The organism is Microbacterium sp. 22303, from assembly GCF_052045265.1.
GTDB lineage: Bacteria > Actinomycetota > Actinomycetes > Actinomycetales > Microbacteriaceae > Microbacterium.
In genome coordinates, this window is sequence record NZ_JBQEOQ010000002.1 from 489,743 (window position 1) to 514,697 (window position 24,955).

A 24,955-nucleotide genomic window follows, 5' to 3' on the forward strand; every position below is an offset into this window, starting at 1 on the left:
AGTTCGTATCCTTCGGATATGAGTGAGACTCCGGTTCCTCGCCTCACCCGCGGGTACGTCTTCTTCATCTGGACGCTGGCGATCCTGATCAGTGCGGGCGCGGGAGTGGGCCTCGGCGTTCTGACTCGGAACGTCTGGGTCGGGATCGTGTCGGGCGTGGCCGTCATCGCGCTCGTGGGGTTCTCCTCGATGCTCTCCGCTCGACGGGAAGGTCGCGGCACGTTCGAGGCCGCGCCCCCATGGACCGGCGATGCGGGAGTCCGCCACCACAACGGCGGGTCCGTGTAGCCGCCCGCGCAGCATCCCCCGCGACCGTCGCCTTCGGGAAGCGATGGCGACGGTCGCGGCGTTCCGTGACGCCGCGCTAGGACCTACCGCGCCCGCCTCAGCGCGGGGCTCCGGCGAGCAGGCGGGCAAGGCGGTCCGCCATCGCGTTCGGCTCCCACTCGTGCCAGGCGCCGGGAAGCTCCTCCGCGGTTCCGTGCGCCGCCGATGCGGCGATGGCGGCGGCCGCCTCGGCCATGCCGGGGAAGGTCTCCGCACCGACGACCGCGAGCACGGGGGCCGCGAGCCCGGCGAGGAAGGCGCCCGGCGACTGCTCCTCCACGATGGCGAGGGCGGTGCCGTCGGGGATCCAGCTGTGCACGAGCGCCGGGAACTCCGGTGACGTGCGCAGCTCGTCGATCCACTCCGGCGGCATGCCCACCATGTAGCTCACGATGGCGCCCTCGAGATCGCCCGCGTCGATGTGCCGGCGCACGTCGGCCCACCATGCCGGCGCTCCCTCGGGGAACTGCCAGAGCGGCGCCTCCCAGAGCACGAGTCCGGCGAGAGCGGGGATCCGTTCGGCGCCGAGCATCGCCAGCGCGCACCCCGAGGAGTGCCCGACCAGCGCGACGGGTCCGCCGAGCGCGTCGGCGACCGCCGCGATCGCGGCGAGCTCGCGCTCGAGTTCGATCGGGCCGGACGCGGACGAGTCGCCCCGTCCGACGCGATCGGGCACGGCGGCCCTGAAGCCGCGCGCGGCGAGCAGGCGCGCCGTCTCGGACGGTGTCGGGTTCGCCGCGCGCTCGAGTCCGGCCCCCTGGACGAAGAGCGCGGCGGGGCTGCCCTCGGGGCCGTGCACCTCGATGCCGACCGTGTCGCCGAGGGGCGTACGCACCCGCATCATGCCTCCGGTCCGTCCAGTCGCACGTGCACGAGGTCGCCGGCGGCCTTGCCGATCGCCGCGCGGGTGGCGGCCTTGACCGGGCCGACGTGGGCGCCGTTGCCGACGGGCATGAGCGTGATGGCGACGGGGTGGTCGTCGACGGTTCCCGTCACGCGCACCGGTCGGCCGGTGCCGAAGAACGCGCGGGAGTCGGGGACGTCGAACACCGTCCACGATGCGGCCTCGGGCGCGACGCGGAGCCGGGCGTCGAACTGAAGGGCGGACTTCTCTGCCATGGGACACCTCCACTTTCTAGACCAATGAGTCTTGTTTTGGATACTAGACTCATGAGTATGATTTAGGCAAGGAGGTGATCGGATGCGCCCGAGTTCGCAGCCCAAGCGCGCCGCGGCCCTCGCCGCGGCCGAGCGGCAGTTCCTCGCGACCGGATACGAGTCGGTCACGATGGACTCGATCGCGCAGGAGTCCGGCGTCGCGAAGCAGACCTTGTACAGCCATTTCGGCAGCAAGCGCGACCTGTTCCTGGAGATCGTCACTGCGCAGACCGAAGGGGCCAGTGCTTCGGTGCTCGAACCCGCGCCACGATTCGCCGACGCATCCCGCGCGCGCGGCGACCTGCGCGACCTGCTCGTGGCGCAGCTGAGCGCCGTGCTCGCGCCGCGGATCCTGGCGCTGCGCCGCCTCGTGATCGGCGAGCTGCGACGTTCGCCGGAGCTCGCCGAGGCCCTCTACGAGCGGGGTCCGCGCCGGGCGATCATCGCGCTCACCGCCGTCGTCGAAGACCTCCAGGCGGCAGGGGTCGTCCGCGCGGTCGATGCCGAGCTGGCGGCGACGCAGCTGAACTGGCTGGTGATGGGCGAGCCGATCAACCGCGCGATGCTGCTCGGGGATGACGCCGCCCTGGCTGCGGCGCAGATCCCCGCACACGTCGACACCGCGCTCGACATGTTCTTCGCCGCATACGGCGTGTAGCGCGTGAGCGCGTTGCCTTCGGGTGTCTCGGGCGCCCTCTGCTCCGGCGCAGATGTTGCGGGTCAGAGCATCGTGGTGAGCACGCCGCCATCGGCGCGCACGGCGGATCCGTTGGTGGCCGAGGAACGGGGGCTGGCCAGGTAGGCGACGAGGTTCGCGATCTCCGCTGGGTCGATGAACCGCTCGAGCAGGGTCGTGCGGTTCTGGCCGATGATCGCGGCCTTGACCGTCCCGACGTCCACGCCCTGGGCGGCGGCGAGCTGGGTGACGACCGCCTCCACTCCGTCGGAATAGGTCGGGCCGCCGAGGATGCTGTTGACGGTGACACCCGTCCCGCGGGTGAGCTTGGATAGGCCGTTGGCGAGGGCGAGCATCGCGGCCTTGGTGGCGCCGTAGTGGATCATGTCGGCGGGCACATCGACGCCGGACTCGCTGGCGATGAACACGACCCGCCCCCACCCGCGGCGCAGCATGCCCGGCAGGAGTGCTCGCGAGAGCCGGACGCCGCTCATCACGTTGACGTCGAAATAGCGCTGCCAGTCGTCGTCGGCGATGTCGCTGAACGGTGCGACCCCGAACAGGCCGACGTTGTTCACCAGGACGTCGACCTCGCCGATGTCCTGCAGTAGACGGGAGGTCTCCCCGGGGTCAGCAAGGTCGGCGGCGACTCCGCGCAGCAGCGCTCCCGGATGCTCCGAGCGCAGTCGGGACACGGCGGCGTCGACGGCGGCAGGGGTGCGCCCGTTGATGATGACCTCCGCCCCCTCGGCGGTGAGTGCGGAGGCGACGGCATAGCCGATGCCCTGGGTGGATCCGCTCACGAAAGCCGTCCTGCCGTGCAGTTCCAGGTTCATATCGCTCCGTTCCGGACGGCGTCGGTGTCGCCGTTTCACTTGCTTGGGAAAGTCAAACTACGCGTATTCAGTTGCCTGAGCAAGTCACGCTCGTCGGTTTCGAGGTATCCTGACCTCGTGCCCGAGCTCACGAGATCCGCCACGACGCCGCTGCCCAGAGCGGAGATCTGGGCGTCCGTCGCGACGCTCCTGGAGCGCCTTCCTGCCGCGCTCGACGCCCAGCTGCAGCGGGACAGCGGCCTGACGCACTTCGAGTTCGGGATCCTCTACGCGCTCGACGCCGCCGAGGGGCGGTCATTGCGCTTGAGCGTGCTCGCCGGGTTCGCGAGCTGTACGCTCTCGCGGCTCTCGCGTGCGGTCTCACGCCTCGAGCAGCGCGGCTGGGTCCGGCGGGTGATCGACCCGACGGATGGACGGTTCACCCTCGCCGTGCTGTCGGAGGACGGCCACGCGAAGGTCCAGCAGGCGACGCCGGGTCACGAGGCGCTCGTCGACACCCTCGTCTTCGACGTCCTCACCGCCGCCCAGGCGCGACAGCTCGGCATCGCCAGCCGGCGGATCTCGGCGGCCATCGCCCCCGACCCGATCTGGATCCCGCCGAGCTGAGGTTTTCGAGCTGCGCCGACCCGCGTCACTCCAGCGGGAAAGTCGCCTCGACGCGCAGGCCGCCCGCGGGCAGGGCGGTCAGCTCGAGCGCCCCACCCAGCACGTCGACGATCGAACCGGCGATCGCCAGGCCCAGTCCGGATCCGCCGTGGGCGCCGTCCCGCGTGCGCCCGGCGCCGCGCTGGAACGGCTCGACCAGGGTGGCGACCACGGCTGGGTCGAGCCGGTCTCCGGTGTTCTCGACGACCAGCGCACCCTGCCCGCCGAGACGGAGCGTGCGCACGGTGGCGGATCCGCCGGAGGGCAGATTGTGCACGAGGGCGTTCTGAACGAGGTTCAAGGCGAGCTGGTCGAGCAGCGCCGCGTCTCCGCGGACCATGACCGGGTCGCCGACCGCGTCGAGCCGCACGTCATGAGCCGCGGCCACCTCGTGCAGCAGTTCGACAGCGCCCTCCGCGGCCAGGGACAGGTCGACGGCGACGCGTGCGGGCGGGCGGGCGTCCAGCCGCGCGAGCAGCAGCAGTGCTTCGGTCAGCGCGATGGCCCGTTCGTTCGCGGCACGGAGGCGCACGAGCAGCTGGGGGACATCCGGATCCGGATCCGCGTCGGCGACGTCGAGCAGCGCGCGGGTGATCGCGAGCGGGGTGCGCAGCTCATGCGACGCGCTCGCCGCGAACCGGCGTTCGCGCTCCATGTCGTGCTGGATCCGGTCGAGCATGCCGTCGAACACGTCGGCCAGGCGACGGAACTCGTCGTCCCCGCCCGGCAACGCGATCCGGGCGCCCAGGTCCCCGTCGCCCACCGCGCGCGCGGTGTCGGCCATGATCGCGAGCGGCCGCAGCACACGCCCGGCGAGGATCCAGCCGCCGAGCACGCTCACGCCGATGAGCCCGAGGAGCGCCCCGGATGCGGCGGGGACGAAAGCGCGAATGAGGTCGGTGCGATTCGGGGCCCAGCTTTCGCCGGACAGGGGGTCGGAGCTGTAGACCGGGCCATCGGGGATGTAGCGCAGCAGCCACAGTGCCACCACGCCGAGCAGCACGGCCCCGGCGATCGCGACCAGCGCCACATAGCTGAGCGTCAGCCGCCATCGCACCGACAGGCCCGCGGCGCGGACGGGGCGGGGCGGGAGGGCGGAGCTCGACGGCGCGTCAGGCATTCCCGGTGCGCCCCGGCATCGACGCGTCCCGGTCCGTCGTCTCGTCGACCGCCTCCGCATCCGACTCGCCGGAGGCATCCCCGTCGACATCGATCCGGTAGCCGACCCCCGGCACGGTGAGGATCACCCGCGGCTCCCCGAGCCGCTTGCGCAGCGCCGAGACGGTGATGCGCACCGCGTTCGTGAACGGATCCGCGTTCTCGTCCCAGGCGCGCTCGAGCAGCTCCTCGGCGCTGATCACGCCGCCGCCGGCCTCGACGAGCACCTGCAGCACCGCGAACTGCTTGCGCGTGAGGGCGACGTAGCGTCCGTCGCGGTACACCTCGCGGCGGAACGGGTCGAGCCGGATGCCGGCCAGCTCGTGCACCGGCGGCGTCGACCGCGGGGCGCGCCGGGCCAGCGCCCTGATCCGCAGGATCAGCTCGCGCATCTCGAACGGCTTGGTCAGGTAGTCGTCGGCGCCGAGCTCGAAGCCGGTGGCCTTGTCATCCAGACGATCGGCGGCCGTGAGCATGAGGATCGGCAGGCCGGATCCGGACGCGACGATCGCCTGCGCGATGTCATCGCCGCTCGGGCCCGGGATGTCCCGGTCGAGCACGGCCACGTCGTAGGCGTTGATGTCCAGCAGCTCCAGGGCGACGTGCCCGTCTCCGGCGGTGTCCGCGGCGATCGCCGCGAGGCGCAACCCGTCTCGGACCGCTCCGGCCAGGGTGGGTTCGTCCTCGACGATCAGCACGCGCATGCCAGAAGCCTAAGCACACCGGCATATCGCGGGTGTATGCGAAAACGCGAACGGGCGCACAACGTCCGCCTCGATGGAGTGGAGGCATGGACACGAACACCTCTGCTCCTCTGCGACCCGGATCCGCGCCGGAATGGATCCTGCACCAGGAGCCCGACGCCGACGCACGGCGTACGGCGGAACGGATGCCTGCACCGCGGCACCCGGCGTCGAGGGCGCCCCGGCGGCACCGGCCGCTGTTCCGGTTCTTCGCCACGCTGGCGGTGCTCGCCCTGCTGGGGGCCGGCACCGCAGCCGCGGTGATCACGGCGGCCGTCACCGCGCGGCCCGACTATCCGGGGCCGGTAGCCGCGGGCGACGACGGATCCCCGTCCGCACGCAGCGGCGGCATGCCGACCGCAGAGGACGGCTACCTCGCGGACGGCGACTCGGTGGCGCTGTCGGACGATGTGCCCGCGGTCGCGAAGCTGGAACCCGCTCTGCGCGAGGCGCTGGGGCAGGCGCTCGCCGCGGCCGAGGAAGACGGGCTCGAGCTGCGGGTGGCGAGCGGCTGGCGCTCGAAGGCGTACCAGGCCTGGCTGCTGCGCGATGCCGTGCGCACCTACGGATCCGAGGCCGAGGCGTCGCGGTGGGTCGGCACCCCGGAGACGTCGCTGCACGTCAAGGGTCAGGCGGTCGACATCGCCCCGTACAACGCCGCGGACTGGCTGAACCGCCATGGCGCGCAGTTCGGACTGTGCCGCACGTACGACAACGAGGCCTGGCACTTCGAGCTGAACCCGTCCGCGATCGACGCGGGCTGCCCGGCGATGTACCGCGACCCCACGGAGGATCCCCGGATGCGGGGATGATCGGGCCGTGCGGCGCGGATCCGCCGCCCTCCCTCTGTTCACTGGTCGCAGATTGCGGTTCTGGGCACGCGAAACCCGCAATTTGCGACCAGTGAGCGGGGTGGCCGGCGAACGCGGGGATCGGCGAACGTGGCGCTCGGTGAGCGTGCGGCGCGGCGTGACTGCCGGGGCGGACTACTTGTAGAAGCCGTCGCGCAGGTTGATGCCGTGCTCGAGCCAGGCCTTGAGCGCGGCGAGCATGCCGGTCCAGCCCTCGCAGTTGCCGAAGGCGCTCTTCGCACCGCCCGAGGTCGCGCGCCACGTCGACTCGGTGATGGTGACGAGGGTGCGTGCGCCGTCATCGATCGGGGCGAAGGCGAACACCGTGCGGGTGGTGCCGGTGTCGTTGCTGCCGGGCGCGGCCGCCCACTCGATCACGATGCGCTCCGGAGCCTTCGCCTCGACCACCACGACGGGGAAGCGTCCGGGGAAGTCGGCGAAGTCCCAGCTCACGTCGGCGCCGGGTTCGAGACGGCCCCGGGCTCCGCCGGTGGTGAAGTAGTGCGAGAGCTGCGCCGGATCGGCGACCGCCTCGTAGACCTCCGCCGGCGGACGGGAGACGCGGCCGGAGACGGAGAAGGACAGTTCTGTGAGCGGAGCCATGTCCGCAGCGATTTCGATCTGAGACATGTTGTAAGATTACAACATGAATGCGGGGGAGGGAACCGAGGACGACGATCTGGTCTTCAAGGCGCTCGCCGCTCCCGTCCGCCGCCGGATGCTCGACGCCTTGCGCGCGGCGCCGCGAACGACGGGTGAGCTGTGCGCGTGCTTCCCCGAGCTCGACCGCACTACCGTGCTGCAGCACCTGAAGGTGCTCGAGCGCGCCGAGCTCGTGATCGGTCGCCGCGAGGGCAGGGAACGCCACCTCACGCTCGCCCCGCTGCCGATCAAGCGGATCCACGACCGCTGGATCGGCGCCTATGCCGCGGCCGCGGTCCAGCTGCTGGACGACCTCGACCGCGGCTGATGCGGCGACGGCCGAGCCGTTGACCGAGTCGCCTCTGTGGGGTCGTTGAGCGAGCACGGCCGGAGGTCGAGCGAGACGAAACGGAGCGGGCCGCGTTTCGTCTCGGTCGCTTCGCGTCCTCGCTCAACGACCCGGGGGAGACGTGACGCGGTCTCGGATCCTTCAGCCCTCCGGCGCCATCTCGAAGTCGTACCAGGCCGGCACCGGACGGCCGGGGAACGCCTCGTGCCACAGGGCCGACATGCTCAATTCGCCCTCGCGGAGGTTCGGCACCTCGAAGCGCTCCTCGAGGATCCGACCTGCCGCGTCGGTGTCTCCGGTGGCGAGGGCGGCGCGGATCTCCACGACGCGGAACCGCCCGAGCGTGCGCAGCGCGGCGGGCAGCGTCTCGACCAGGGTGCGCGCCTCATCGGCGCGCCCATCGGAGAGCAGCGTTTCGGCGAGTTCGAGCGCGAGCGGCACGAGGTCGGGGGCGAGTTCGCGCGCCTCGGCGAGCCGGCTGATGCCCTGCTCCTGCGCCGCGGAGCCGCCGTCGGATTGGCGCAGGGCGAGGCCGAGCCCGCGCAGGGCCCAGGCACTGCGTCGATGCCGCAGCGATGCCTCGTAGTGCGAGATCGCGGTGCCGTGCTCGCCGCGCGCATGCGCGATGGTGGCGCGGTGATAGTGCGTCAGCCAGGTCGAGGGGGCCTCGGCGAGGAGGTGGTCCCACTCGTCTCCGGTGACATAGGAGGCTGGGGCGACGGACGGATCCGGTTCCGTGACTCCCGCAGTCGGGTCGGTCGAATCGGGGGTGCCGTCGAGCAGGAAGGCCCAGTACGCGCCCTCGTCCCCGTCGCGCACGAACCGCACTCCGGGAAGGAAGGTGAAGACCGAATCGTCGCGGCTCGCGAGCTCCTGCTCGAGCGCACCCCAGGGCGACCCCACCGACAGCAGCGCATCCGGAGCGATCTCGGCAGCGGCTTCGAGCCGGGCGATGCCGGCGGATCCGGCGGCCTCCGTCGCCTGCAGCACCTGGGCGCCGACGACGGCGACGTCCTCGTTCCAGGATCCGTCGAGGTTCGGATCCGAAAGCGCCAGCGGCAGGAACGTCTCGGTCCACTCCCACGTGGCGCCGCCGGGTATGCGCAGATGCTCGTACTGGGTGGCGGCGAGCCCGGCCTGGATCTCGAAGTAGGCGCCGGTCTCGCCGCCGAGCCAGTCGCACCACCGGCGCCCGCCCGGGGTGTCGCCCCAGACGAACAGCTTGCGGCCGAGCAGGCGCGCGGTCGAAACGTGGGCGAGGCCGGATCCGTCCGCGTCGACGGCGGCGATCCAGGGCCGCGGTGCTGGCGCGCCTGGAGTGGCGTCCGCCGCGAGGCCGGGAGCGAGGTCGAAGAAGTAGTCCGCAGCGGCGGGTGCGGAGGCGGGGCGTCGTGGATCCGTCTCGGTCAGGTCCACCCGGCCGAGAGCGCCGTCGTAGCCGGTCATGTAGGCGTGCGTCGCCGGTGCGAACACCCGGCTGCCCTCGGTCTGGGCGACGGCGATGTTCGTCCACCAGTACATCCCGGTCTCGCGATCGCGCGGGTTGCGCACCCGCGCCCGCACGTGCAGGGCGGCGCCGTCGAGCGTCGCGTCGAGCTGCAGGATCAGCCCGCGCACGCGCTCGTACTCCCACATCCGCAGGATCGGCTCGCCGTCGGCGCCGGTGATCTCGGCGGCGTACAGCGGGGAGCAGGTCAACGGCCAATGGCCGCGCATGCCGATGTTCCACTCTGCTCCGCCGGAGAACCAGGCGTCGCGCAGCGCGAGATTCGCCGGCTGGAAGACGGCATTGCGGTACACGAGGTCGCGGCCGGTGGCCTTGTCGAACAGGCGCACGAGCCGGCCGCCCAGGTCGAGCGCGAACTCGGCGCGCAGTTGCCCGTTCTCCAGCACGGCGACGCGCATCGGCGCGGGTGTGCGCTCGCGGTCGTAGCCGTCCTGCAGCAGGTACGGATGGACCGACGAGACCTGCCCGTACCGGATGTTGGCCGCCATCTCGGCGGGCAGCCCCTCTGTGGTGGCCTCGTACGGCGCCTGCGGCATGGCGGCGATCGCGGGGAGGGGGTTCGCGGATCCGACGGGGGCGGTGGGGAGGACGACCTGGGTGACGGTCAACGTTGCGCTCATCGTTCCCCAGTATCCACGCCGGGGCTGTGCGCCGGGAAGGAATCGGATCCGGATCCGCCTCGGCTTCCATCTTCGAGTCGTCCCCTCCAGTACGACCTATGGACCGTGCTCAGGGGGACGACTCGAAGGTGGAGCCCCCACGTACGATGCCGGGCGCGGCGGGATCGGGCCGGAGCGCCCGCGTACGCTGAGCGGGTGCCCGAGTTCCCGTACGCCCGCCTGCGCCGGTTCCCCGACGTGGAGGCGCCGAACCTGCAGGCGTGGGACGCGACGGATGAGCTCCTCGTCGACGCGGCACAGGTCGTCGCTGCGGAGCACGGGATCGACGGATCCGCGATCGCCGTGATCGGCGACGGATACGGCGCGCTCACGCTGCCTCTCCTCACTGCGGGCCTGGACGGCGTGCGGGTGCACCAGGATCTGGTGACGGGGCGCCGGGCACTGGCCCGCAATGCGGCCGAACTCGGGGCGGCGGGCTTCGCTGCGCACGAACTCGACGCCGAGCTGCTGCGCGACGCGCGGCTCGTGCTGCTGCAGCTGCCGAAGGGGCTCGCCGAGCTCGAGGAGATCGCGGATGCGGTCGCGCGCTGGGCGGCGCCCGACGTCACGTTGCTCGCCGGCGGACGCGTGAAGCACATGACCCTGGCGCAGAACGACGTGCTCGCCCGGTTCTTCGGGCGGGTGCAGCCGCAGCGTGCGGAGCGGAAGTCGCGCCTGATCGTCGCGGCGGATCCGCAGCCGGTGCTTTCGGGCCTGCCGTTCCCGGTGCCGACGACGCATCCTGAGTTCGGGCTCACGCTGTGCGCGCACGGCGGGGCGTTCGCCGGCGACCGCATCGACATCGGCACCCGGGTGCTGCTGAACGTGATGCGCGAGCGGGCCCCGGAGCTCGCCGCCCTGGCCGGACGGGAGGGGCTGACCGCCGTCGACCTCGGCTGCGGCACCGGCGCGCTCGCCGCGTCGCTGGCCCTCGCGGTGCCGAGTGCGCACGTCGTCGCCACCGACCGTTCCGCCGCGGCGGTGCAGTCGGCCCGCGCCACGATGACGGCGAGCGGCATCGCCGACAGGGTGACCGTGACGCTCGACGACGCCGGATCCGGGATCCCGGACGGATCCGTCGACCTCGTGCTGCTGAACCCGCCGTTCCACCTCGGCGCCAGCGTCCATGAAGGGGCAGGAAGCCGGCTCATCGACGCGGCCGCGCGGCTGCTCCGTCCCGGCGGCGAAGTATGGACCGTGTTCAACTCGCACCTCGACCACCGTCGCGCGCTCGCCGCCGCGGTCGGCGAGACCGACCAGCTCACGCGCACCCCGAAGTTCACGGTCACACGGTCCGTGCGGCGCTGACCGCCTGACGGACCCGGTCCGACGCGCGTCACGGCGGCTCGAGAGTGCTGTGCGCCTCCGCGCGTCTCGTGCCAATCCGAACGCAGGGGCCACGCCTCAGGCGAGGTGTTCGGTGCGTGCTCGTCCGCCAAGTCGGGGTGGGGTGCTGGTGCCGGGTGGGGGCAGGAACCACACTCTGGACGCACCGGGAGCTGCGGGTGCGGGTTCGATGCAGTCTTCGGCCGAGCATCACCCGCTGGCCTGACCGAACGTGGCAGGGTCGACGGGGCGCTTCGCGCGGGGCAGATTCGCGACCACGAGCAGGTACGAATCCGTGACCAGGTCGTCTATCAGCGGCGTCGGCAGGCCGCCTGAGGGGCGCACCGTGATCCAGTGCTTCTTGTTCATGTGATAGCCCGGCGTGATCGCGTCGTACTGTTCCCGGAGCGCCTTGCCGTCTTCCGGGTCGGTCTTCAGGATGACGATCGGCTCTCCCGTCACGTCGGTGAGCAGCATGAAGACCCGGTCGCGGACTTTGTAGACCTCCCAGCCGGGCCCGAACGGGTGCTCCAGCCCGGCGCCGGGGAGTTCTTCCGCGCGATCGCGTGCACGCCCCTGCAGTTCCTCGCCATCCATGCGTTCCCCCTCATCCCGTCGCGCGCACCCTAGGTCATCGACCTCGGATTTGCCACGGGATCAGGTTCTCGTTACGTTGGAATGCGGGCCTGATGGCCCAAGACCAGTCCGCGGCCGCGTCCTTCTTTCGATTCTGCTGTGCACGAAGAGGCGTGGGCGTACGGTCGATGATCTCTGTTGAGGATCCGAAATCCTCCTCCTGCGCCGCCAGCATGGCTTGGTTCGAAACGGCCCTGTGATCATCACCCGGGCGAGACCGATGCAGGCCTCCCCTCGAGGTGAGGCCGCGGGGGAAACGTGTCCGAAACCGCTCTGGAAGCGCGTCATCTGTTCAAGGTGTTCGGGAGGAATCCGAACCAGGCCGTCCGCCGGCTGAAGGCCGGCGAGACCCGATCCGAGGTCGCCGACGCCGGCACCGCCGCCGTCATCGACGCGAGCTTCACCGTCAACCGCGGCGAGATCTTCGTCATCATGGGACTGTCCGGATCCGGCAAGTCCACCATCATCCGCATGCTCAACGGCCTGCACGAGGCGACCGACGGCTCCGTGCTCGTCGCCGGGGATCCGATCACCGGGATTACGGCGTCGCGTCTGCGTGAGATCCGCCGCGATCGCGTGTCGATGGTGTTCCAGCACTTCGCCTTGCTGCCGCACCGCACCGTCGCCGCGAACGTGGCCTACCCGCTTGAGCTGAAGGGCATCGGCAAGGCCGAGCGCCTGGCCAAGGCCGAGGAGATCCTGGGTCTCGTCGGCCTCGAGGGGCAAGGCGAGAAGCTGCCGTCCGAGCTCTCCGGCGGCATGCAGCAGCGCGTGGGCATCGCCCGTGCGCTCGCGGCCGACAGCGACATCCTGCTCATGGACGAGGCGTTCAGCGCGCTGGATCCGCTGATCCGCCGGGAGATGCAGGAGCAGCTGCTCGAGCTGCAGCAGAAGCTGCAGAAGACCATCGTGTTCATCACGCACGACCTGAACGAGGCCATGTTCCTCGGCGACCGCATCGCGGTGATGCGCGACGGCCGCATCGTGCAGATCGGCACGCCAGAGGACATCCTCACGGACCCGGCCAACAGCTATGTCGAGCAGTTCGTGCAGGATGTCGACCGCGCCCGGGTGCTCACCGCGGCGAACGTCATGGAGCGTCCGCGCCCCGTCGTCTCCGAGAACGCCGGTCCGCGCACCGCGCTCAAGCAGATGCGCGACGCCTTCATGTCGGCGACGTACGTCGTCGGCCGCGACCGCAAGCTCATCGGCATCGTCACCGACCGTGACGTCGTCAAGCTGATCCGCCGCGGGGAGAGCACGATCACGTCGGTGCTCAAGCCCGCTACGCAGGTCGTCGACGAGGACGAGATCCTGATGAACCTGTTCATCCCGGCCGTGGAATCCCCAGTGCCGCTCGCCGTCGCCGACGCGGAGGGGCGCCTCGTCGGCGTGATCCCGCGCATCACGCTGCTCGCCGCGCTCGGCCCTGGCCCTGGTGCCACCGGCGAGATCAACCTGCCGGTGCTGCCGCTGCCGCAGGCGGAGGTCGACGCCATCCTCGACGACGGCTGGACGGCGCCGACCACCGGAAACACGCCGACCACGTCGCCCACCCCGGATGCGCCGAACGAGGAGATCACCCGATGAACGTCCTGCCCATCGGATCCTGGGTCGCTGTCGCGGTCGACTGGATCAAAGCCAACCTGGACGGCCTGCTGCACGTCATCTCAACCGTCGTGTCGTTCCTCGTCGACGGCCTGAGCTTCCTGCTGCTGATGCCCTGGTTCTACGTCGTGATCATCATCGCGGCGCTGATCGCCTGGCTCGTCCGCTCGTGGCGCCTGGCGATCGGCACCGTGATCTCGTTCGGACTGATCGTCGCGATGGGCCTGTGGGTCCCCGCGATGCAGACGCTCGCGCTGGTGCTCGTCGCCGGAGCGGTCGCCGTGGTGATCGCGATCCCGCTCGGCATCTGGTCGGCCCGGAACGCCACCGTGCGCGCGGTGCTCAAGCCCGTGCTCGACTTCATGCAGACGATGCCCGCCTTCGTCTACCTCATCCCCGCGATCGTGTTCTTCAGCATCGGCGTCGTGCCGGGCCTCGTGGCCACGGTCATCTTCGCGCTGCCGCCCGGCGTGCGCTTCACCGAGCTCGGCATCCGCGGGGTCGACTCCGAGACCGTCGAAGCCGGGCAGTCGTTCGGCGCGACGCCGGGCCAGATCCTGCGCGGGATCCAGCTGCCGCTCGCGATGCCGACGATCCTCGCCGGCGTCAACCAGGTCATCATGCTCGCGCTCTCGATGGCCGTCATCGCCGGCATGGCCGGCGCCGACGGGCTCGGCAAGCTCGTGGTCGAGGCGATCTCGACCGTCAACATCGCCAAGGGCGTCGAGGCCGGTCTCGGCGTCGTGCTGATCGCGGTCTTCCTCGACCGGGTCACCGCGTCGCTGGGGTCGCTGGGGCAGCACCCCGGGTCGCTGCTCGGCGTGCTGGCGCGCCGCCGTTCGGCGCGGCGCCTGGCCGCGGCGTCCGCTGTCGCCGACCAGGTCCCCGAAGCATCCCTGGAGGAGAAGGAGCTGCAGCATGCGTAAGAGCAGGATCACCGCCCTCGCGGCGCTCGGCGTCGCGGCTGTCCTCACCCTGGCCGGATGCGCGAGCGACGGCGCCGGTGGCACCCTCGAGATGGCAGGCAAGGCGCCGGCGAACGATGCCGGATCCGGTGACAAGGGCACGATCACGATCGGGTTCCTGCCCAGCTGGACGGACGGGCTCAGCACCGCGTACCTGCTGCAGGACCAGCTCGGCAAGATGGGCTACGACGTCAAGATGCAGACGCTCTCCGACGCGGGACCGCTGTATGCGGGGCTGTCGCAAGGGGATGTGGACATCTTCCCGTCGGCGTGGCCCGAGGTCACGCAGAAGGCGTACATGGACAAGTACCAGGGGTCGATCGACGACCTCGGGACGTACTACGACAACGCCCGCCTCACGATCGCGGTGCCGAAGTACTCCGATATCGACTCGATCGACGAGCTCAAGGGCAACGCCTCGAAGTTCGGCGGCAAGATCATCGGCATCGAGCCGGGTGCCGGCCTCACCGCCCAGACCCAGAAGATGATGCCGGAGTACGGCCTCGACGGCGAGTATCAGCTCGTGACCTCGTCGACCGCGGCGATGCTCACCGAGCTGAAGTCGGCGACGGACAAGAAGCAGGACATCGCGGTGACCCTGTGGCGTCCGTTCTGGGCCAACAGCGCCTACCCCGTGAAGGACCTCAAGGATCCGAAGGGCGCCATGGGCAAGCCCGAGGGGCTGCACTTCCTCGGCGCGAAGGACTTCGCGAAGAAGCACCCGGACGCCGCCGCGCTGATCGGCAAGATCAAGCTCGACGACGCGCAGTACGGCTCGCTCGAGGACATGGTCGTGAACCAGTTCGGCGAGGGCAAGGAGCCCCAGGCGATCGATGCCTGGGTCGAGAAGTACGGCAGTGAGTTCGACTGGGCGAAGAAGTAGGGCCGCGGTTCGCCTGACCCGGCTGTGTGTGACGCCTGCAGGACCCCGATACGGATGCACGACCAGATCCGAGAACGGGCCCTGCAGGCGTCGCATGGTCCTGCAGGCGTCGCAGAGCCCCAGGCCCACAGGGTCGAGGCCGCTATGCTGTACCCCCGTGGGGTATTGGATCCGTGGCCGGGACACGTCGTCGACGTGGTCGCTGCGGATCCTGTTCCTCGTCTCCGCGGTGATCGTCGGACTTCTCGGCATGCATGTACTCGCGGGGCACGGCACGTCGGCGACCGCGGAGCGCGCCGTGCACGGCGTGATGGCGGGTACCGCGGCTACCGCACACGTCGCGGACGCTCAGGCGCCGACGTGCACGACGGGTTCGACATCCGCGAGTGAAGCCATGACGGCCCGCGACGCGATGGCCGCACCGACGCAGGGCTGCGCGGACTGTGCCGAGCACGCCGTGATGGCCCCGTCCTGCACGCTCGCGCCGATCGCCACCGCCGCGCTTCCGGGGCCTCCCGCGGAAGACCTCCGCCCTGCGCTCGCCGTCGTCGTCGCGTCCTCCGCGGCGGTCACGGCAGAGCCCCGCCCTCCGAGCATGGCCGTCCTCTGCATCAGTCGCAGATGAGCCGGATCCTGCGCGTCCCGCACACCCCGCTCCGCGGGCGGACGCGCTGGAACGGCTTCGCGCCCGCCCTCCGGCGGTGCGCGTCATCGACGACGAAAGCAGAGAACGACATGACCATCCGAACCCTTCACCGTGCCCTCGCGATCGGGTCGATCGCCCTCGCCGGGGCCGCCCTCACCGCCTGCGCGCCCACGACCGGCCACTCCGGGATGCCGGGGATGACGCACGGCGCGTCCGCCCCGGTGACCGGATCCGCCCAGGGATCTGCGAACGATGCCGACGCGATGTTCGCGACCATGATGATCGACCACCACCAGCAGGCCGTCGACATGAGCGACACGCTGCTCGCCAAGACCGGCGTGGATCCGCGGGTCGCCGACCTCGCGACCAGGATCAAGGCCGCGCAGGCGCCCGAGATCGCGACCATGCGCGACTGGCTCGATGGCTGGGGCGTGCCGCTTGCGGCCCCTGGATCCATGGGACACGGCGACGGCATGATGAGCGAGACCGACATGGCCGCGCTCGAGGCCGCGTCGGGCGCCGAGGCGGGGAAGCTCTTCCTGCGGCAGATGATCGCGCACCACGAGGGCGCAGTCGAGATGGCCCGCACCGAGAAGGGCGATGGCAAGGATCCTCGTGCCGTCGCTTTGGCGAGCACGATCATCGACGCCCAGACGGTCGAGATCGCCGAGATGAAGGGGCTCCTGGCGCAGCTCTGACGCCCTCCGCGGGACCTGCCTCCGCTCACTGGTCGCGAACTGCCCCCATTTCGCTCGAATGACGGCAATTCGCGACCAGTGAGCGGGTCTGCACCCGCCGCCGGCGACGGCGCTGTCGACCCGCCTGGCCGGGATGCCGCGGGGGCTCAGACCTCGGCGGTGACCAGGGGATCCGGTGCCCGGCGCGTGACGACCCCACCTGCCTCGGTCGCGTAGCCGTTGCGCGCCCAGTACTCGTATCCTCCGTACAGCTCGCGCGTATCCAGGCCGGCCGCGAGCAGGATCCGGGCCGTCGCCGTCGCGCCGTTGCAGCCCGGCCCCCAGCCGTAGACGATCAGCGTGCGGTCACGGGGGAGCTCGTGGATCCGCGCCTCCAGGCCGTGCGTGGGCACGTGCAGGGCGCCGGCGATGTGGCTGTGATCCCACGACTCCCGGCGGCGCGTGTCGACGAGCACGGCCTCGCCTGCTGCGACGGCCTGTGCCGCGGCGACCACGTCTATCTCGTATGCCAGGCGTACGTCGACGTGCGCGAGTCGCGCCGCGATGGATCCGTCTGCGGCGGCGATGTCGGCTCCGCTCATCTGCATCCTCCTCCGCCCAGGCTCAGCCGCGGGTGCGGGCCTCGTCGAGATAGGCGTATGCGGTCACCCGCGAGATGCCCAGTCGCTTCGCGATCGTCTCGATCGACTTGCGCATCTGGGTGGCTCCGCGCTGGTCGAGGCGCTCGAGCACGGTGATCTTGTCCTCGCGTGACATCTGCTCGACGGGGCGGCCGATCTCGGCGATCGCCTCGGTGATCATCGAGTCCATCACCGACACCAGATCGCTGCCGAAGTGCTCACGGGGGCCGTTGTCCGCCGCACCCTGCACGGGGAGCAGGGCCTCGAGCATGTTCCTGGCCTGCTGGATCGGGCTGAGGTCGACGTTGATGCAGAACGAGGCGATGATGTCGCCGGCAGCGTTGCGGAAGTACACCGATGAGCAGCGCAGCTCGCGACCGTCGCTCGTGAAGCCGCGGTATCCGAAGGCGTCGTGGTCCTTCTGCCGATCCTTCATCACGTCCAGGCCCAGCGAGGTCGACGGCCCGCCGACGGCGCGCCCGGTGACATGGCCGTTCTCGATGGCCATGATGGTGTGCCCGAGGTCGACGTCGGCGCCGTCGAGATTGTGCAGCACGACCTCGACAGAGGGACCGGCGGCCGTGGCCAGCGCCCGCATCACGGGGCGGTACAACCGCAGCACCTCCTCGGCGCTCTCGTACGTCTGGTGGGCGGCATCGCCGGCCAGTGCGGTCGCAGCGGCCTCCATCGTCGCCGGATTCGCCATCATCCACCTCCACTTTACAAAAAGTCCAGCTAGTAGACATACTGTCTACGTCGCGGCTATCTTAGCGAGGACAGCCTTTCACGTCGAGGGCTGACCCCCGATCTCTCCCGCAGTTCCCGAGCAAGGAGGCTCCCATGGCAACAGTCGCATCACCCGGCCTCACGCCCCACCAGCGCAAGACCGTCGCCGGTGGCGCGATCGGCACGCTCATCGAGTACTACGACTACTACCTCTACGGTCTCGCGTCGGCCGCCGTCTTCCCCGCGGTGTTCTTCTCGTCCGATGACCCGGTGGTCGCGCAGCTCTCGTCGTTCGCGACGTTCGCAGTCGGATTCTTCCTCCGTCCCGTCGGCGGCGTCATCTGGGGCATCATCGGTGACCGGGTCGGCCGCAAGGTCGTCCTGATGAGCACCGTGATCGGCATGGGGCTCGCGACGACCGCCATCGGCCTCATCCCGCCGGACCACGCCATCGGCGTCGCTGCGCCGATCCTGCTGCTCGTGTGCCGTCTGTTCCAGGGCTTCTTCGTCGGCGGTGAGATGGGCGGCGCGGCGACGATGGTCGTCGAGGCCGCGCCGATCGGCAAGAAGGGCCTGTACGGCGCCTTCCTCATCAGCGGCGCCGGCATCGCCAACGTCGTCTCGGGTGGCCTCATGGCGGCACTGGGACTGACGCCCGGCTCTTGGTTCATCGAGTGGGGTTGGCGCATCCCCTTCGTGTTCTCGATCGTTCTCGCGATCGCCGCCGTCATCCTGCGCCGTCACCTCGAGGACTCCGACGAGTTCATCGAGACGCAGGCCCTGCACCTGAACGCCACCGGCAAGAAGCCGAACCCGCTGGTCGAGGCGTTCCGCCACCCGAAGAACGCGATCATGGGCATCCTCATCGGGCTGCCGCAGTCGATCGCCGGCTACGTCGTGCTCACCTACGGCCTCGCCTTCATGGTGAGCAACAAGCACCTGCCGGCGTGGATGGGCTTCGCGGGAACCATGATCGTCGGTCTGCTGCAGATCGTCGTCGCGCCGCTGTGGGGTGCGATCTCGGATCGGATCGGCCGTCGCACCGTGTACATCATCGGCTGCCTCGGCTTCGCCGCGATGGTCTACCCCGCCTTCCTGCTCTTCAGCACCGGCAACATGTGGCTGATCTGGCTGGGGCAGATCCTCGGCTTCGTCGTGTTCGGTGTAGCGATGCAGGCGACCCTGGCGACGATGCTGGCGGAGATGTTCGACCCGGAGGCGCGCACCACCGGCGTCAACATCGGCTACCAGATCTCCAACACCCTCGGCGGCGGACTCGCACCCATCATCTGCACGGCGTTGGTCGCCGCCGTCGGCGGAGCGATCTGGCCGGTCGTGATCTACGCCGCGGTGATCGCGATCGTCGGCGTCATCGCGACGATGCTCGCGTCCATCCGGCCCGACGTCGAGGGTGCCGGGCGGCTGCACGAGCTGGTCATCGCCCCGCGCGTGGGGGCCGACGCCTGAGCGTCATGACACCGGTGGACGCGCCGTCGTCCCCGACTGCGCGGCGCTCGGGCTCGCGCCGTGCGCAGAAGATCCCGCCCCCGATGCGGAACGCCGGGAGCGGGATCGGATGCGGATGGGCTCAGCCGAGCAGCTTCGCGAGCGCAGGAAGCTGCGCCTCGTCCTCCAGGGCGGAGCCGACGGCGACGACCCGCACGCCCGCGTCGAGGTACGCCTGGGCGTTGCCGGAGTCCATGCCGCCCGTGGCGACGAACTTCGCCTGCGGGAAGGGGCCGCGCATCGCGGGGAACCAGCCGGTGCCCAGCAGTGACGCCGGGAACGCCTTCAGCCAGGTGAGCCCGTCGCCCAGCGCGTGCTGCACCTCGGTGGCGCTCGAGACGCCGGGCAGCGCCGGCATGCCTGCCTCGTGCGAGGCCCGCACCACGTCGAGGTCGAGGCCCGGGCTCACGGTGAACGCCGCGCCCGCTTCGGCGGCCTGGTGCACGTGCTCGAGCGACACGACGGTGCCCGCTCCCACGGTCAGGCCGCGCTCGCGGGCGGCTTCGGCGAGCACGCGCAGCGCCTCGACGTCGGTCGGCGTCTGCACGGGCACCTCGACGGCCGTGATGCCGAGGTCCCAGGCGCGGGTGGCGGTCGCGAGCGTGCGCTCGACGCCCATGCCGCGCAGGATCGCCATCAGGGGCACGTCGCGGAAGATCTCGTCGAATGCGGAGTTGTCGGTCATGGTCGGGGGCCTTTCGCTTCGTCTCGCTGCACCCCCTCGGCGCAGCGTGGTCTTCTCAGTCGGGCAGGAGGTCGCCGGTGGACTGCAGCACGAGGTGCGCGCGGCGGTGGCCGGCGGCGAGGCGCTCCGCGGCCTCGGCGCCCTGCAGGTGGGCGGCCAGGTAGCCGGCCGCGAACGCATCGCCCGCGCCGACGGCCTCGACCACCTCGGTCTTGATCGCCGGAGCGAAGGTGCGCTCATCGGCGTCGCCCGTGCGGTGGAACTCGGTGGCTCCCACGTCGCCGTCCTTGACGACGAGCAGCTGCGGAGCGGGGATCAGCGCGCGCACGGCATCGGCGTCGGCCGTGCCCCACAGGCCCTCCGCCTCGTCGAGGCCGACGAACACGACATCGGCGCGGCGCGCGAGCGCGAGCAGGGTCGGGGCCGCCGCGCCCGGCGCCCACAGGGCCGCGCGGTGGTTGACGTCGAAGCTCAGGAAGCCGGATCCCGCGCCCACGCGGTCGAAGACGGCGTCGATGAGCGCGGCGCACGACTCCGAGAGCGCCGGGGTGATGCCCGACACGTGCACGAGGTCGGCCTGCTCGAGCGGAACCTCGGAGACCGTGGCGGGGCTCATCGCCGAGGCGGCCGAGCCGCGGCGGTAGTAGAGCACGCCGTGGCCCGGATCCTTGAAGTACACGCCGGTGGGCGCGGCGGGGTCATCAACGACCCAGCGGACGTCGACGCCGTGGCGGGCGACCTCGTCGCGTACCCGCACGCCGAGGGCGTCGTCGCCCACGGCGCTGACCCAGGCGGTCGGGATGCCGAGGTGCGCGGCGTGGATCGCCACGTTCGACTCGGCGCCGCCGATGAGCAGCCGCACCTCCTGGGCGGTGGCGAGCGCCTCCGCGTGGGCAGGGGTGATGAGGGCCATCGTCTCGCCGATGGCGATCATGCGTGGTGCGGAGGTCTCGGACACGGTTACCATGATGAGGCGGTCTGTGCGCACAGTGCAACGGACGTTGCGATATATGCACAACGAGGACGAAAGGCGTGAGATGAACGACCGGGACGACGAACTGCTGACGGCGCGGGACAAGGGGATCCCGGAGCGCGCGATCGGTATGACCGCATCCGCCTTCCTCGCGACGAAGCCGCGCCTCGACGAGTTCTGGACGCCGCTGATCGTGCTCGACGACGCCGGTATGCAGGCGAACGTCGCGACCATGGCCGCGTGGTGCGTGGAGCGCGGCCTGGAGATCATGCCGCATGGCAAGACCACGATGGCCCCCGAGCTGTGGAAACGCCAGACCGACGCCGGCGCCCTCGGCATCACCCTCGCGACCATGGGGCAGGTGCGCACCGGCCGCGACCTCGGACTCGACTCGATCATGCTCGCCAACGCCGCCGTCGACGCCCGGTCGCTGGCCTGGCTCGCCGGCGAGCTCGCCGATCCCGGGTTCCGGTTCGTCTGCTGGGCCGACTCGCTCGCCACCGTGGACGCGATGGAGAGCGCGCTGAACGGCGTCGAGCTGCCGCGCCCGGTCGACGTCTGCGTCGAGCTGGGCGCCGCGGGGGGCCGCACGGGCGCCCGTTCCGTCGACGAGGCCATCGAGATCGCCGAGCGCCTCGCCGCCTCCGACGTGCTGCGGCTCGCCGGCGTCGCCGGCTACGAGGGCAGCATCGCGCACGACCGCTCGCCCGAGGGTCTCGCCGCCGTGCGCACCTACCTCGAGACGCAGCTCGCGCTGCACCGCGCGATCACGCCGCTCTACGACGACGGCGAGGTGTACGTCACCGCCGGTGGCAGCGCGTACTTCGAGATCGTCGCCGACGTGTGGGCGGCCGCCGAGCGCGACGGACGCACCCGGTTCACCCTGCGCTCGGGCGCCTATATCGTGCACGACGACGGGTTCTACCGCGGCATCTCGCCGTTCGACGAGGGCGGCGCGGGCGAGGGACCCCACTTCGTCAACGCGATGCACGGCATCGCCCGCGTCGTCTCCAGCCCCGAGCCCGGTCTGGCGCTGGTGGACGCCGGCAAGCGCGACTTCCCCTACGACGAGGGTCTGCCCATCCCGCGCGCCGTCGCCGCCGATCTCGCCGCGCCCTGGCAGCCGACCGAGGCGACCGTCTCGGCCATGAACGACCAGCACTCGTACGTGCGGCCGGCCGAGCCGCTGCCCGTCGGGTCAGTCGTGCGCTTCGGCCTCTCGCACCCCTGCACCGCCTTCGACAAGTGGCGCGTGCTGCCCGTCGTCGACTCCCTCGAGTCCGGTGTGGTCACCGGCCTCGTCCGCACCTACTTCTGAGGCCTTCGAGGAGCGCCATGTCCGGTCGTACAGTCCTGCGCGGTGGTTCGGTGGTCACGCCGTCCGGCACCGCGCGCGCCGACGTCGCCCTCGACGGCGCGGTGATCGCCCGGGTCGGCGAGGTCGAGGCGCGCGACGGCGACCTCGTGATCGACGCGTCCGGGCGGCTCGTCCTGCCCGGCTTCGTCGACGCGCACTCGCACGCCGACGGCCTGCTCCGCGAGCCCGAGGTCACCCGGGCGCTGCTGCGCCAGGGGGTGACCACGATCATCGGCGGACAGGACGGCGTCTCCTACGCCCCTGGCGATGGCGCGTACGCGACCGGCTACTTCGCCGCGATCAACGGACCGCACCCGGCCTACCGCGGAGGCGGAGTCGCCGAGCTGCTGGCGGCGGTCGACGGAGCTTCCGCCCTCAACGCCGCGTACCTGGTGCCCGCCGGCACCGTGCGCTTCGAGGTGTGCGGCCGACGCACCGGCCCCGCCGCCGACGCCGAGCGCGCCCGCATGGTCGAGCTCGTGGCGCAGGGCATGGCCGATGGGGCGCTGGGTCTCTCGACCGGGCTCGATTACGTGCCCGGCATCTTCCAGGACGCCGACGAGATCGCCGCGCTGTGCGTGCCGGTGGCCGCGGCCGGCGGCGTGTACGTCAGCCACATGCGCGGCGGATACGAGGCCAACACGGCGGCCGGGATCACCGAGATGGCCGAGATCTCGCGCCGCGCCGCCCGGGGTGCTGGGGCGCCGCTGCCCGTGCACGTGTCGCACCTGCACGCCGACGCCGACATCGTGCTGTCTCAACTCGGCGCGCTCGCCGAGGCCGGCGTCGACGCCACCTTCGACGCGTACCCGTACATCCGCGGCTGCACGCTGCTGGGCATGCCCCTGCTGCCGCCGGAGGTCTCGGCGCTTCCCGCCGACGAGGCCGTCGCCCGCATCGGCGACCCCGAGGGGCGCGACGCCCTGCGCACGGCGTGCATCGAGCGCGCCTCGAACAGCCCGAGTCTGGGACCGGACTGGCCCGACATGATCACGCTCGCGCACATCGCCGCATCCGAGTACGCCTGGGCGCACGGCCTGACCCTGCGCGCGGCATCCGCCCGCGCGGCCCAGGATCCGATGGACTTCGCCCTCGACCTGCTCGCGGCATCGCGCATGGAGAGCAGTGCCGTCATGGCCGTGCGCAATCCGCGGCCGGCCACCGAGCTGGCGCGCATCTTCGCGCATCCCGGCCATATCGGCGGATCGGACGGCATCTTCATCGGCGCGCACCCGCATCCCCGTGCCGCGGGATCGTTCGCCCGCTACCTGCGCGAGTTCGTGCGCGAGCTCGGCACGTGGTCGTGGGCGGATGCTGTGCACCACCTCTCCGCCCAGCCCGCACGGCGCTTCGGCCTCGGCCGCCGTGGCGTCGTCGAGGCGGGCGCGATCGCCGACCTGCTGCTCGTCGATCCCGAGGTCGTGGCCGACGGATCCACCTATGAGAACCCGCGCGAGCCCGCCGTCGGCATCGACGACGTCTTCGTCGCCGGCGTCCGCGTGCTCGCCGGGGGCGAGCTGACCGGGGCGCTCCCCGGCCGAGGCCTGCGCAGGGGAGGCGCCTGACCCATGTCGCAGAGTGTCACCCGTGCCGCCGGCATCCTTGCGTCGCTCACCGGCGGGCCCTCGGCGGTGGCCGAGCTCGCCGCGGAGTTCGGCATCCACCGCACCACCATGTTCCGCGAGCTGCAGAGCCTGGAGCAGGTCGCTTTCGTGCGGAAGCAGGCGGACGGACGCTACGCGCTGGGCATGCAGCTCGCCGTGCTCGGCGGGGCCGCGCTCGAACAGCTCGACCTGCGCGGCGCCGCCTTCGCGCAGGTGCGCCGGCTGCACCGCATCGTGGGCAACACCGTGCACGTCGGCGCGCTGATCGGCGACGAGATCGTCTACGTCGACAAGGTCGAGGACGCCGCCGGCGTGCGGATGTACTCCCGCGTCGGCGCTTCGGTGCTGCCGTACTGCAGCGGTATCGGCAAGGCAGTGCTCGCCGAGTTGCCGACCGACCGCCGCGACGCCGTGCTCGCCCGATGCGACTGGCATCCGCACACCGTCCGCACCCTGACCAGCCGCGCCGCCCTCGATGCCGACCTCGCCCTCACCGCACGACGCGGCTGGGCGTTCGACGACGCCGAGTTCGAGGACTTCGTCGGCTGCGTCGCGGTGCCGATCGTGACATCCGCCGGCGTCGTCGGCGCGCTGTCGCTCACGGCGTTGCGCGCCGCCCATAGTCGCGAGCAGCTCGAGCAGCGCGTGCCCATGCTGCGTGAGACCGCGGCAGAGATCTCCCACCAGCTGGGATGAACCGAACACCAGAACCATCCGAGAAGAAGGAGAAGAAGATGCCCAAGACCGGGTTCTACGCCGAAGGCGCCCCCGCCCCCGCCGGCCCCTACAGCCACGGCGTCGTCGCGAACGGATTCCTGTACACGGCCGGCTTCGGCCCGCAGGATGCCGCGAACGACAACGCCATCGCCGACAACGTGGGCGACCAGACCCGCCAGGTGCTGCGGAACATCCAGAAGGTGCTCGCGGAGCACGGACTGACCATGGACGACGTGGTGAAGTCGACGGTGCACCTGCAGGACCTCGCCGACTTCGCCGAGTTCAACGAGGCGTACCAGGAGTTCTTCACGGCTCCGTACCCCGTGCGCACCACGGTGGGCTCGCAGCTGGCGAACATCCTCGTCGAGATCGACGTGGTCGCCGCCCTGCCCCAGGCCTGAGACGGCGGACAGCCGGATGTCGCCCGTGAGCGGCATCCGGCTGTCAAGACCCC

The 24,955-nt window shown here is 71.0% G+C and carries 28 protein-coding genes; 16 read left to right on the top strand and 12 right to left on the bottom strand.

Annotated features, from left to right (window positions below; all coding sequences use genetic code 11):
* Positions 1-18 precede the first annotated feature (18 nt).
* Positions 19-288: a hypothetical protein gene (locus ACTJI8_RS07995; protein WP_440732890.1), complete on the top strand. Its 270-nt coding sequence runs from the start codon at positions 19-21 to the stop codon at positions 286-288.
* A 97-nt stretch (positions 289-385) separates the two neighbouring features.
* Here ACTJI8_RS07995 and ACTJI8_RS08000 read toward each other — a convergent pair whose 3' ends face one another.
* On the bottom strand, positions 386-1,171 hold the full coding sequence (locus ACTJI8_RS08000) for an alpha/beta fold hydrolase (protein ID WP_440732891.1): 786 nt from the start codon (positions 1,169-1,171) through the stop codon (positions 386-388).
* The gene (locus ACTJI8_RS08005) at positions 1,168-1,446 is read right to left on the bottom strand and encodes a DUF1905 domain-containing protein (RefSeq protein ID WP_440732892.1); all 279 of its coding nucleotides are present in this window, start codon (positions 1,444-1,446) and stop codon (positions 1,168-1,170) included. Before ACTJI8_RS08005 ends, ACTJI8_RS08000 begins: the two co-directional genes overlap by 4 nt.
* An 82-nt stretch (positions 1,447-1,528) precedes the next feature.
* Between ACTJI8_RS08005 and ACTJI8_RS08010 the strand changes: the two genes are divergently transcribed.
* Positions 1,529-2,143, top strand: coding sequence for a TetR/AcrR family transcriptional regulator (locus tag ACTJI8_RS08010; RefSeq protein ID WP_440732893.1), 615 nt, complete (start codon positions 1,529-1,531; stop codon positions 2,141-2,143).
* Between the two features lie 62 nt (positions 2,144-2,205).
* Here ACTJI8_RS08010 and ACTJI8_RS08015 read toward each other — a convergent pair whose 3' ends face one another.
* Complete coding sequence (locus ACTJI8_RS08015; RefSeq protein WP_440732894.1) at positions 2,206-2,964, bottom strand: SDR family NAD(P)-dependent oxidoreductase; 759 nt, start codon at positions 2,962-2,964, stop codon at positions 2,206-2,208.
* Positions 2,965-3,114: 150 nt separating this feature from the next.
* Here ACTJI8_RS08015 and ACTJI8_RS08020 point away from each other — a divergent pair, with 150 nt between their 5' ends.
* Positions 3,115-3,603, top strand: a complete 489-nt coding sequence (locus tag ACTJI8_RS08020; RefSeq protein WP_440732895.1) for a MarR family winged helix-turn-helix transcriptional regulator — start codon at positions 3,115-3,117, stop codon at positions 3,601-3,603.
* A gap of 25 nt (positions 3,604-3,628) precedes the next feature.
* Here ACTJI8_RS08020 and ACTJI8_RS08025 read toward each other — a convergent pair whose 3' ends face one another.
* Both ACTJI8_RS08025 and ACTJI8_RS08030 read right to left on the bottom strand, forming a co-directional pair.
* The gene (locus tag ACTJI8_RS08025; RefSeq protein ID WP_440732896.1) at positions 3,629-4,762 is read right to left on the bottom strand and encodes a sensor histidine kinase; all 1,134 of its coding nucleotides are present in this window, start codon (positions 4,760-4,762) and stop codon (positions 3,629-3,631) included.
* Positions 4,755-5,504, bottom strand: coding sequence for a response regulator transcription factor (locus tag ACTJI8_RS08030; RefSeq protein ID WP_440732897.1), 750 nt, complete (start codon positions 5,502-5,504; stop codon positions 4,755-4,757). The genes ACTJI8_RS08025 and ACTJI8_RS08030 overlap by 8 nt, the downstream gene beginning before the upstream one ends.
* 86 nt (positions 5,505-5,590) lie before the next feature.
* Between ACTJI8_RS08030 and ACTJI8_RS08035 the strand changes: the two genes are divergently transcribed.
* On the top strand, positions 5,591-6,355 hold the full coding sequence (locus tag ACTJI8_RS08035) for a M15 family metallopeptidase (protein WP_440732898.1): 765 nt from the start codon (positions 5,591-5,593) through the stop codon (positions 6,353-6,355).
* A gap of 174 nt (positions 6,356-6,529) precedes the next feature.
* Here the strand turns inward: ACTJI8_RS08035 and ACTJI8_RS08040 are convergent, their stop codons facing one another.
* Positions 6,530-7,024, bottom strand: coding sequence for an SRPBCC domain-containing protein (locus ACTJI8_RS08040; RefSeq protein WP_440732899.1), 495 nt, complete (start codon positions 7,022-7,024; stop codon positions 6,530-6,532).
* 16 nt (positions 7,025-7,040) lie between these two features.
* Between ACTJI8_RS08040 and ACTJI8_RS08045 the strand changes: the two genes are divergently transcribed.
* Positions 7,041-7,364, top strand: a complete 324-nt coding sequence (locus ACTJI8_RS08045; RefSeq protein WP_440732900.1) for an ArsR/SmtB family transcription factor — start codon at positions 7,041-7,043, stop codon at positions 7,362-7,364.
* A 162-nt stretch (positions 7,365-7,526) separates the two neighbouring features.
* Here ACTJI8_RS08045 and ACTJI8_RS08050 read toward each other — a convergent pair whose 3' ends face one another.
* On the bottom strand, positions 7,527-9,512 hold the full coding sequence (locus tag ACTJI8_RS08050) for a DUF5107 domain-containing protein (RefSeq protein ID WP_440732901.1): 1,986 nt from the start codon (positions 9,510-9,512) through the stop codon (positions 7,527-7,529).
* 195 nt (positions 9,513-9,707) lie between these two features.
* Between ACTJI8_RS08050 and ACTJI8_RS08055 the strand changes: the two genes are divergently transcribed.
* Positions 9,708-10,859: a class I SAM-dependent methyltransferase gene (locus ACTJI8_RS08055; protein WP_440732902.1), complete on the top strand. Its 1,152-nt coding sequence runs from the start codon at positions 9,708-9,710 to the stop codon at positions 10,857-10,859.
* Positions 10,860-11,087: 228 nt separating this feature from the next.
* On the opposite strand, the gene ACTJI8_RS08060 is transcribed toward ACTJI8_RS08055, so the two are convergent.
* Entirely contained in the window at positions 11,088-11,474 is a 387-nt protein-coding gene (locus ACTJI8_RS08060) for an MmcQ/YjbR family DNA-binding protein (protein WP_440732903.1), read from the bottom strand.
* Between the two features lie 297 nt (positions 11,475-11,771).
* Here ACTJI8_RS08060 and ACTJI8_RS08065 point away from each other — a divergent pair, with 297 nt between their 5' ends.
* The 5 genes from ACTJI8_RS08065 to ACTJI8_RS08085 all read left to right on the top strand — a co-directional run bounded on the left by ACTJI8_RS08065 (position 11,772) and on the right by ACTJI8_RS08085 (position 16,313).
* A complete protein-coding gene (locus ACTJI8_RS08065; protein WP_440732904.1) occupies positions 11,772-13,103 on the top strand; it encodes a quaternary amine ABC transporter ATP-binding protein in 1,332 nt (443 codons plus the stop codon).
* Entirely contained in the window at positions 13,100-14,047 is a 948-nt protein-coding gene (locus ACTJI8_RS08070) for an ABC transporter permease (protein WP_440732905.1), read from the top strand. The genes ACTJI8_RS08065 and ACTJI8_RS08070 overlap by 4 nt, the downstream gene beginning before the upstream one ends.
* Positions 14,040-14,969: a glycine betaine ABC transporter substrate-binding protein gene (locus ACTJI8_RS08075; RefSeq protein ID WP_440732906.1), complete on the top strand. Its 930-nt coding sequence runs from the start codon at positions 14,040-14,042 to the stop codon at positions 14,967-14,969. Before ACTJI8_RS08070 ends, ACTJI8_RS08075 begins: the two co-directional genes overlap by 8 nt.
* Positions 14,970-15,126: 157 nt before the next feature.
* Entirely contained in the window at positions 15,127-15,594 is a 468-nt protein-coding gene (locus ACTJI8_RS08080; protein WP_440732907.1) for a hypothetical protein, read from the top strand.
* Between the two features lie 110 nt (positions 15,595-15,704).
* Positions 15,705-16,313, top strand: a complete 609-nt coding sequence (locus tag ACTJI8_RS08085) for a DUF305 domain-containing protein (RefSeq protein WP_440732908.1) — start codon at positions 15,705-15,707, stop codon at positions 16,311-16,313.
* A 146-nt stretch (positions 16,314-16,459) separates the two neighbouring features.
* Here the strand turns inward: ACTJI8_RS08085 and ACTJI8_RS08090 are convergent, their stop codons facing one another.
* Together ACTJI8_RS08090 and ACTJI8_RS08095 are read right to left on the bottom strand one after the other, a co-directional pair.
* Complete coding sequence (locus ACTJI8_RS08090; protein ID WP_440732909.1) at positions 16,460-16,894, bottom strand: rhodanese-like domain-containing protein; 435 nt, start codon at positions 16,892-16,894, stop codon at positions 16,460-16,462.
* A gap of 22 nt (positions 16,895-16,916) precedes the next feature.
* Positions 16,917-17,642 (bottom strand): helix-turn-helix transcriptional regulator, encoded by a 726-nt coding sequence (locus tag ACTJI8_RS08095; RefSeq protein ID WP_440732910.1) that lies wholly within the window; start codon positions 17,640-17,642, stop codon positions 16,917-16,919.
* 131 nt (positions 17,643-17,773) lie between these two features.
* Between ACTJI8_RS08095 and ACTJI8_RS08100 the strand changes: the two genes are divergently transcribed.
* Positions 17,774-19,126, top strand: a complete 1,353-nt coding sequence (locus tag ACTJI8_RS08100; RefSeq protein ID WP_440732911.1) for an MFS transporter — start codon at positions 17,774-17,776, stop codon at positions 19,124-19,126.
* A 121-nt stretch (positions 19,127-19,247) separates the two neighbouring features.
* Here ACTJI8_RS08100 and ACTJI8_RS08105 read toward each other — a convergent pair whose 3' ends face one another.
* Together ACTJI8_RS08105 and ACTJI8_RS08110 are read right to left on the bottom strand one after the other, a co-directional pair.
* A complete protein-coding gene (locus ACTJI8_RS08105) occupies positions 19,248-19,850 on the bottom strand; it encodes a bifunctional 4-hydroxy-2-oxoglutarate aldolase/2-dehydro-3-deoxy-phosphogluconate aldolase (RefSeq protein WP_440732912.1) in 603 nt (200 codons plus the stop codon).
* Positions 19,851-19,905: 55 nt separating this feature from the next.
* Positions 19,906-20,817, bottom strand: a complete 912-nt coding sequence (locus tag ACTJI8_RS08110) for a sugar kinase (protein WP_440732913.1) — start codon at positions 20,815-20,817, stop codon at positions 19,906-19,908.
* Between the two features lie 70 nt (positions 20,818-20,887).
* On the opposite strand from ACTJI8_RS08110, the gene ACTJI8_RS08115 reads away from it, so the two are divergent.
* The 4 genes from ACTJI8_RS08115 to ACTJI8_RS08130 are packed head-to-tail and all read left to right on the top strand — an operon-like array spanning position 20,888 to position 24,902.
* On the top strand, positions 20,888-22,141 hold the full coding sequence (locus tag ACTJI8_RS08115; RefSeq protein WP_440732914.1) for an alanine racemase: 1,254 nt from the start codon (positions 20,888-20,890) through the stop codon (positions 22,139-22,141).
* Between the two features lie 17 nt (positions 22,142-22,158).
* Positions 22,159-23,745, top strand: a complete 1,587-nt coding sequence (locus tag ACTJI8_RS08120; protein ID WP_440732915.1) for an N-acyl-D-amino-acid deacylase family protein — start codon at positions 22,159-22,161, stop codon at positions 23,743-23,745.
* A 3-nt stretch (positions 23,746-23,748) separates the two neighbouring features.
* Positions 23,749-24,480, top strand: coding sequence for an IclR family transcriptional regulator (locus tag ACTJI8_RS08125; RefSeq protein ID WP_440732916.1), 732 nt, complete (start codon positions 23,749-23,751; stop codon positions 24,478-24,480).
* 38 nt (positions 24,481-24,518) lie between these two features.
* The gene (locus ACTJI8_RS08130) at positions 24,519-24,902 is read left to right on the top strand and encodes a RidA family protein (RefSeq protein ID WP_440732917.1); all 384 of its coding nucleotides are present in this window, start codon (positions 24,519-24,521) and stop codon (positions 24,900-24,902) included.
* Positions 24,903-24,955: the final 53 nt, after the last annotated feature.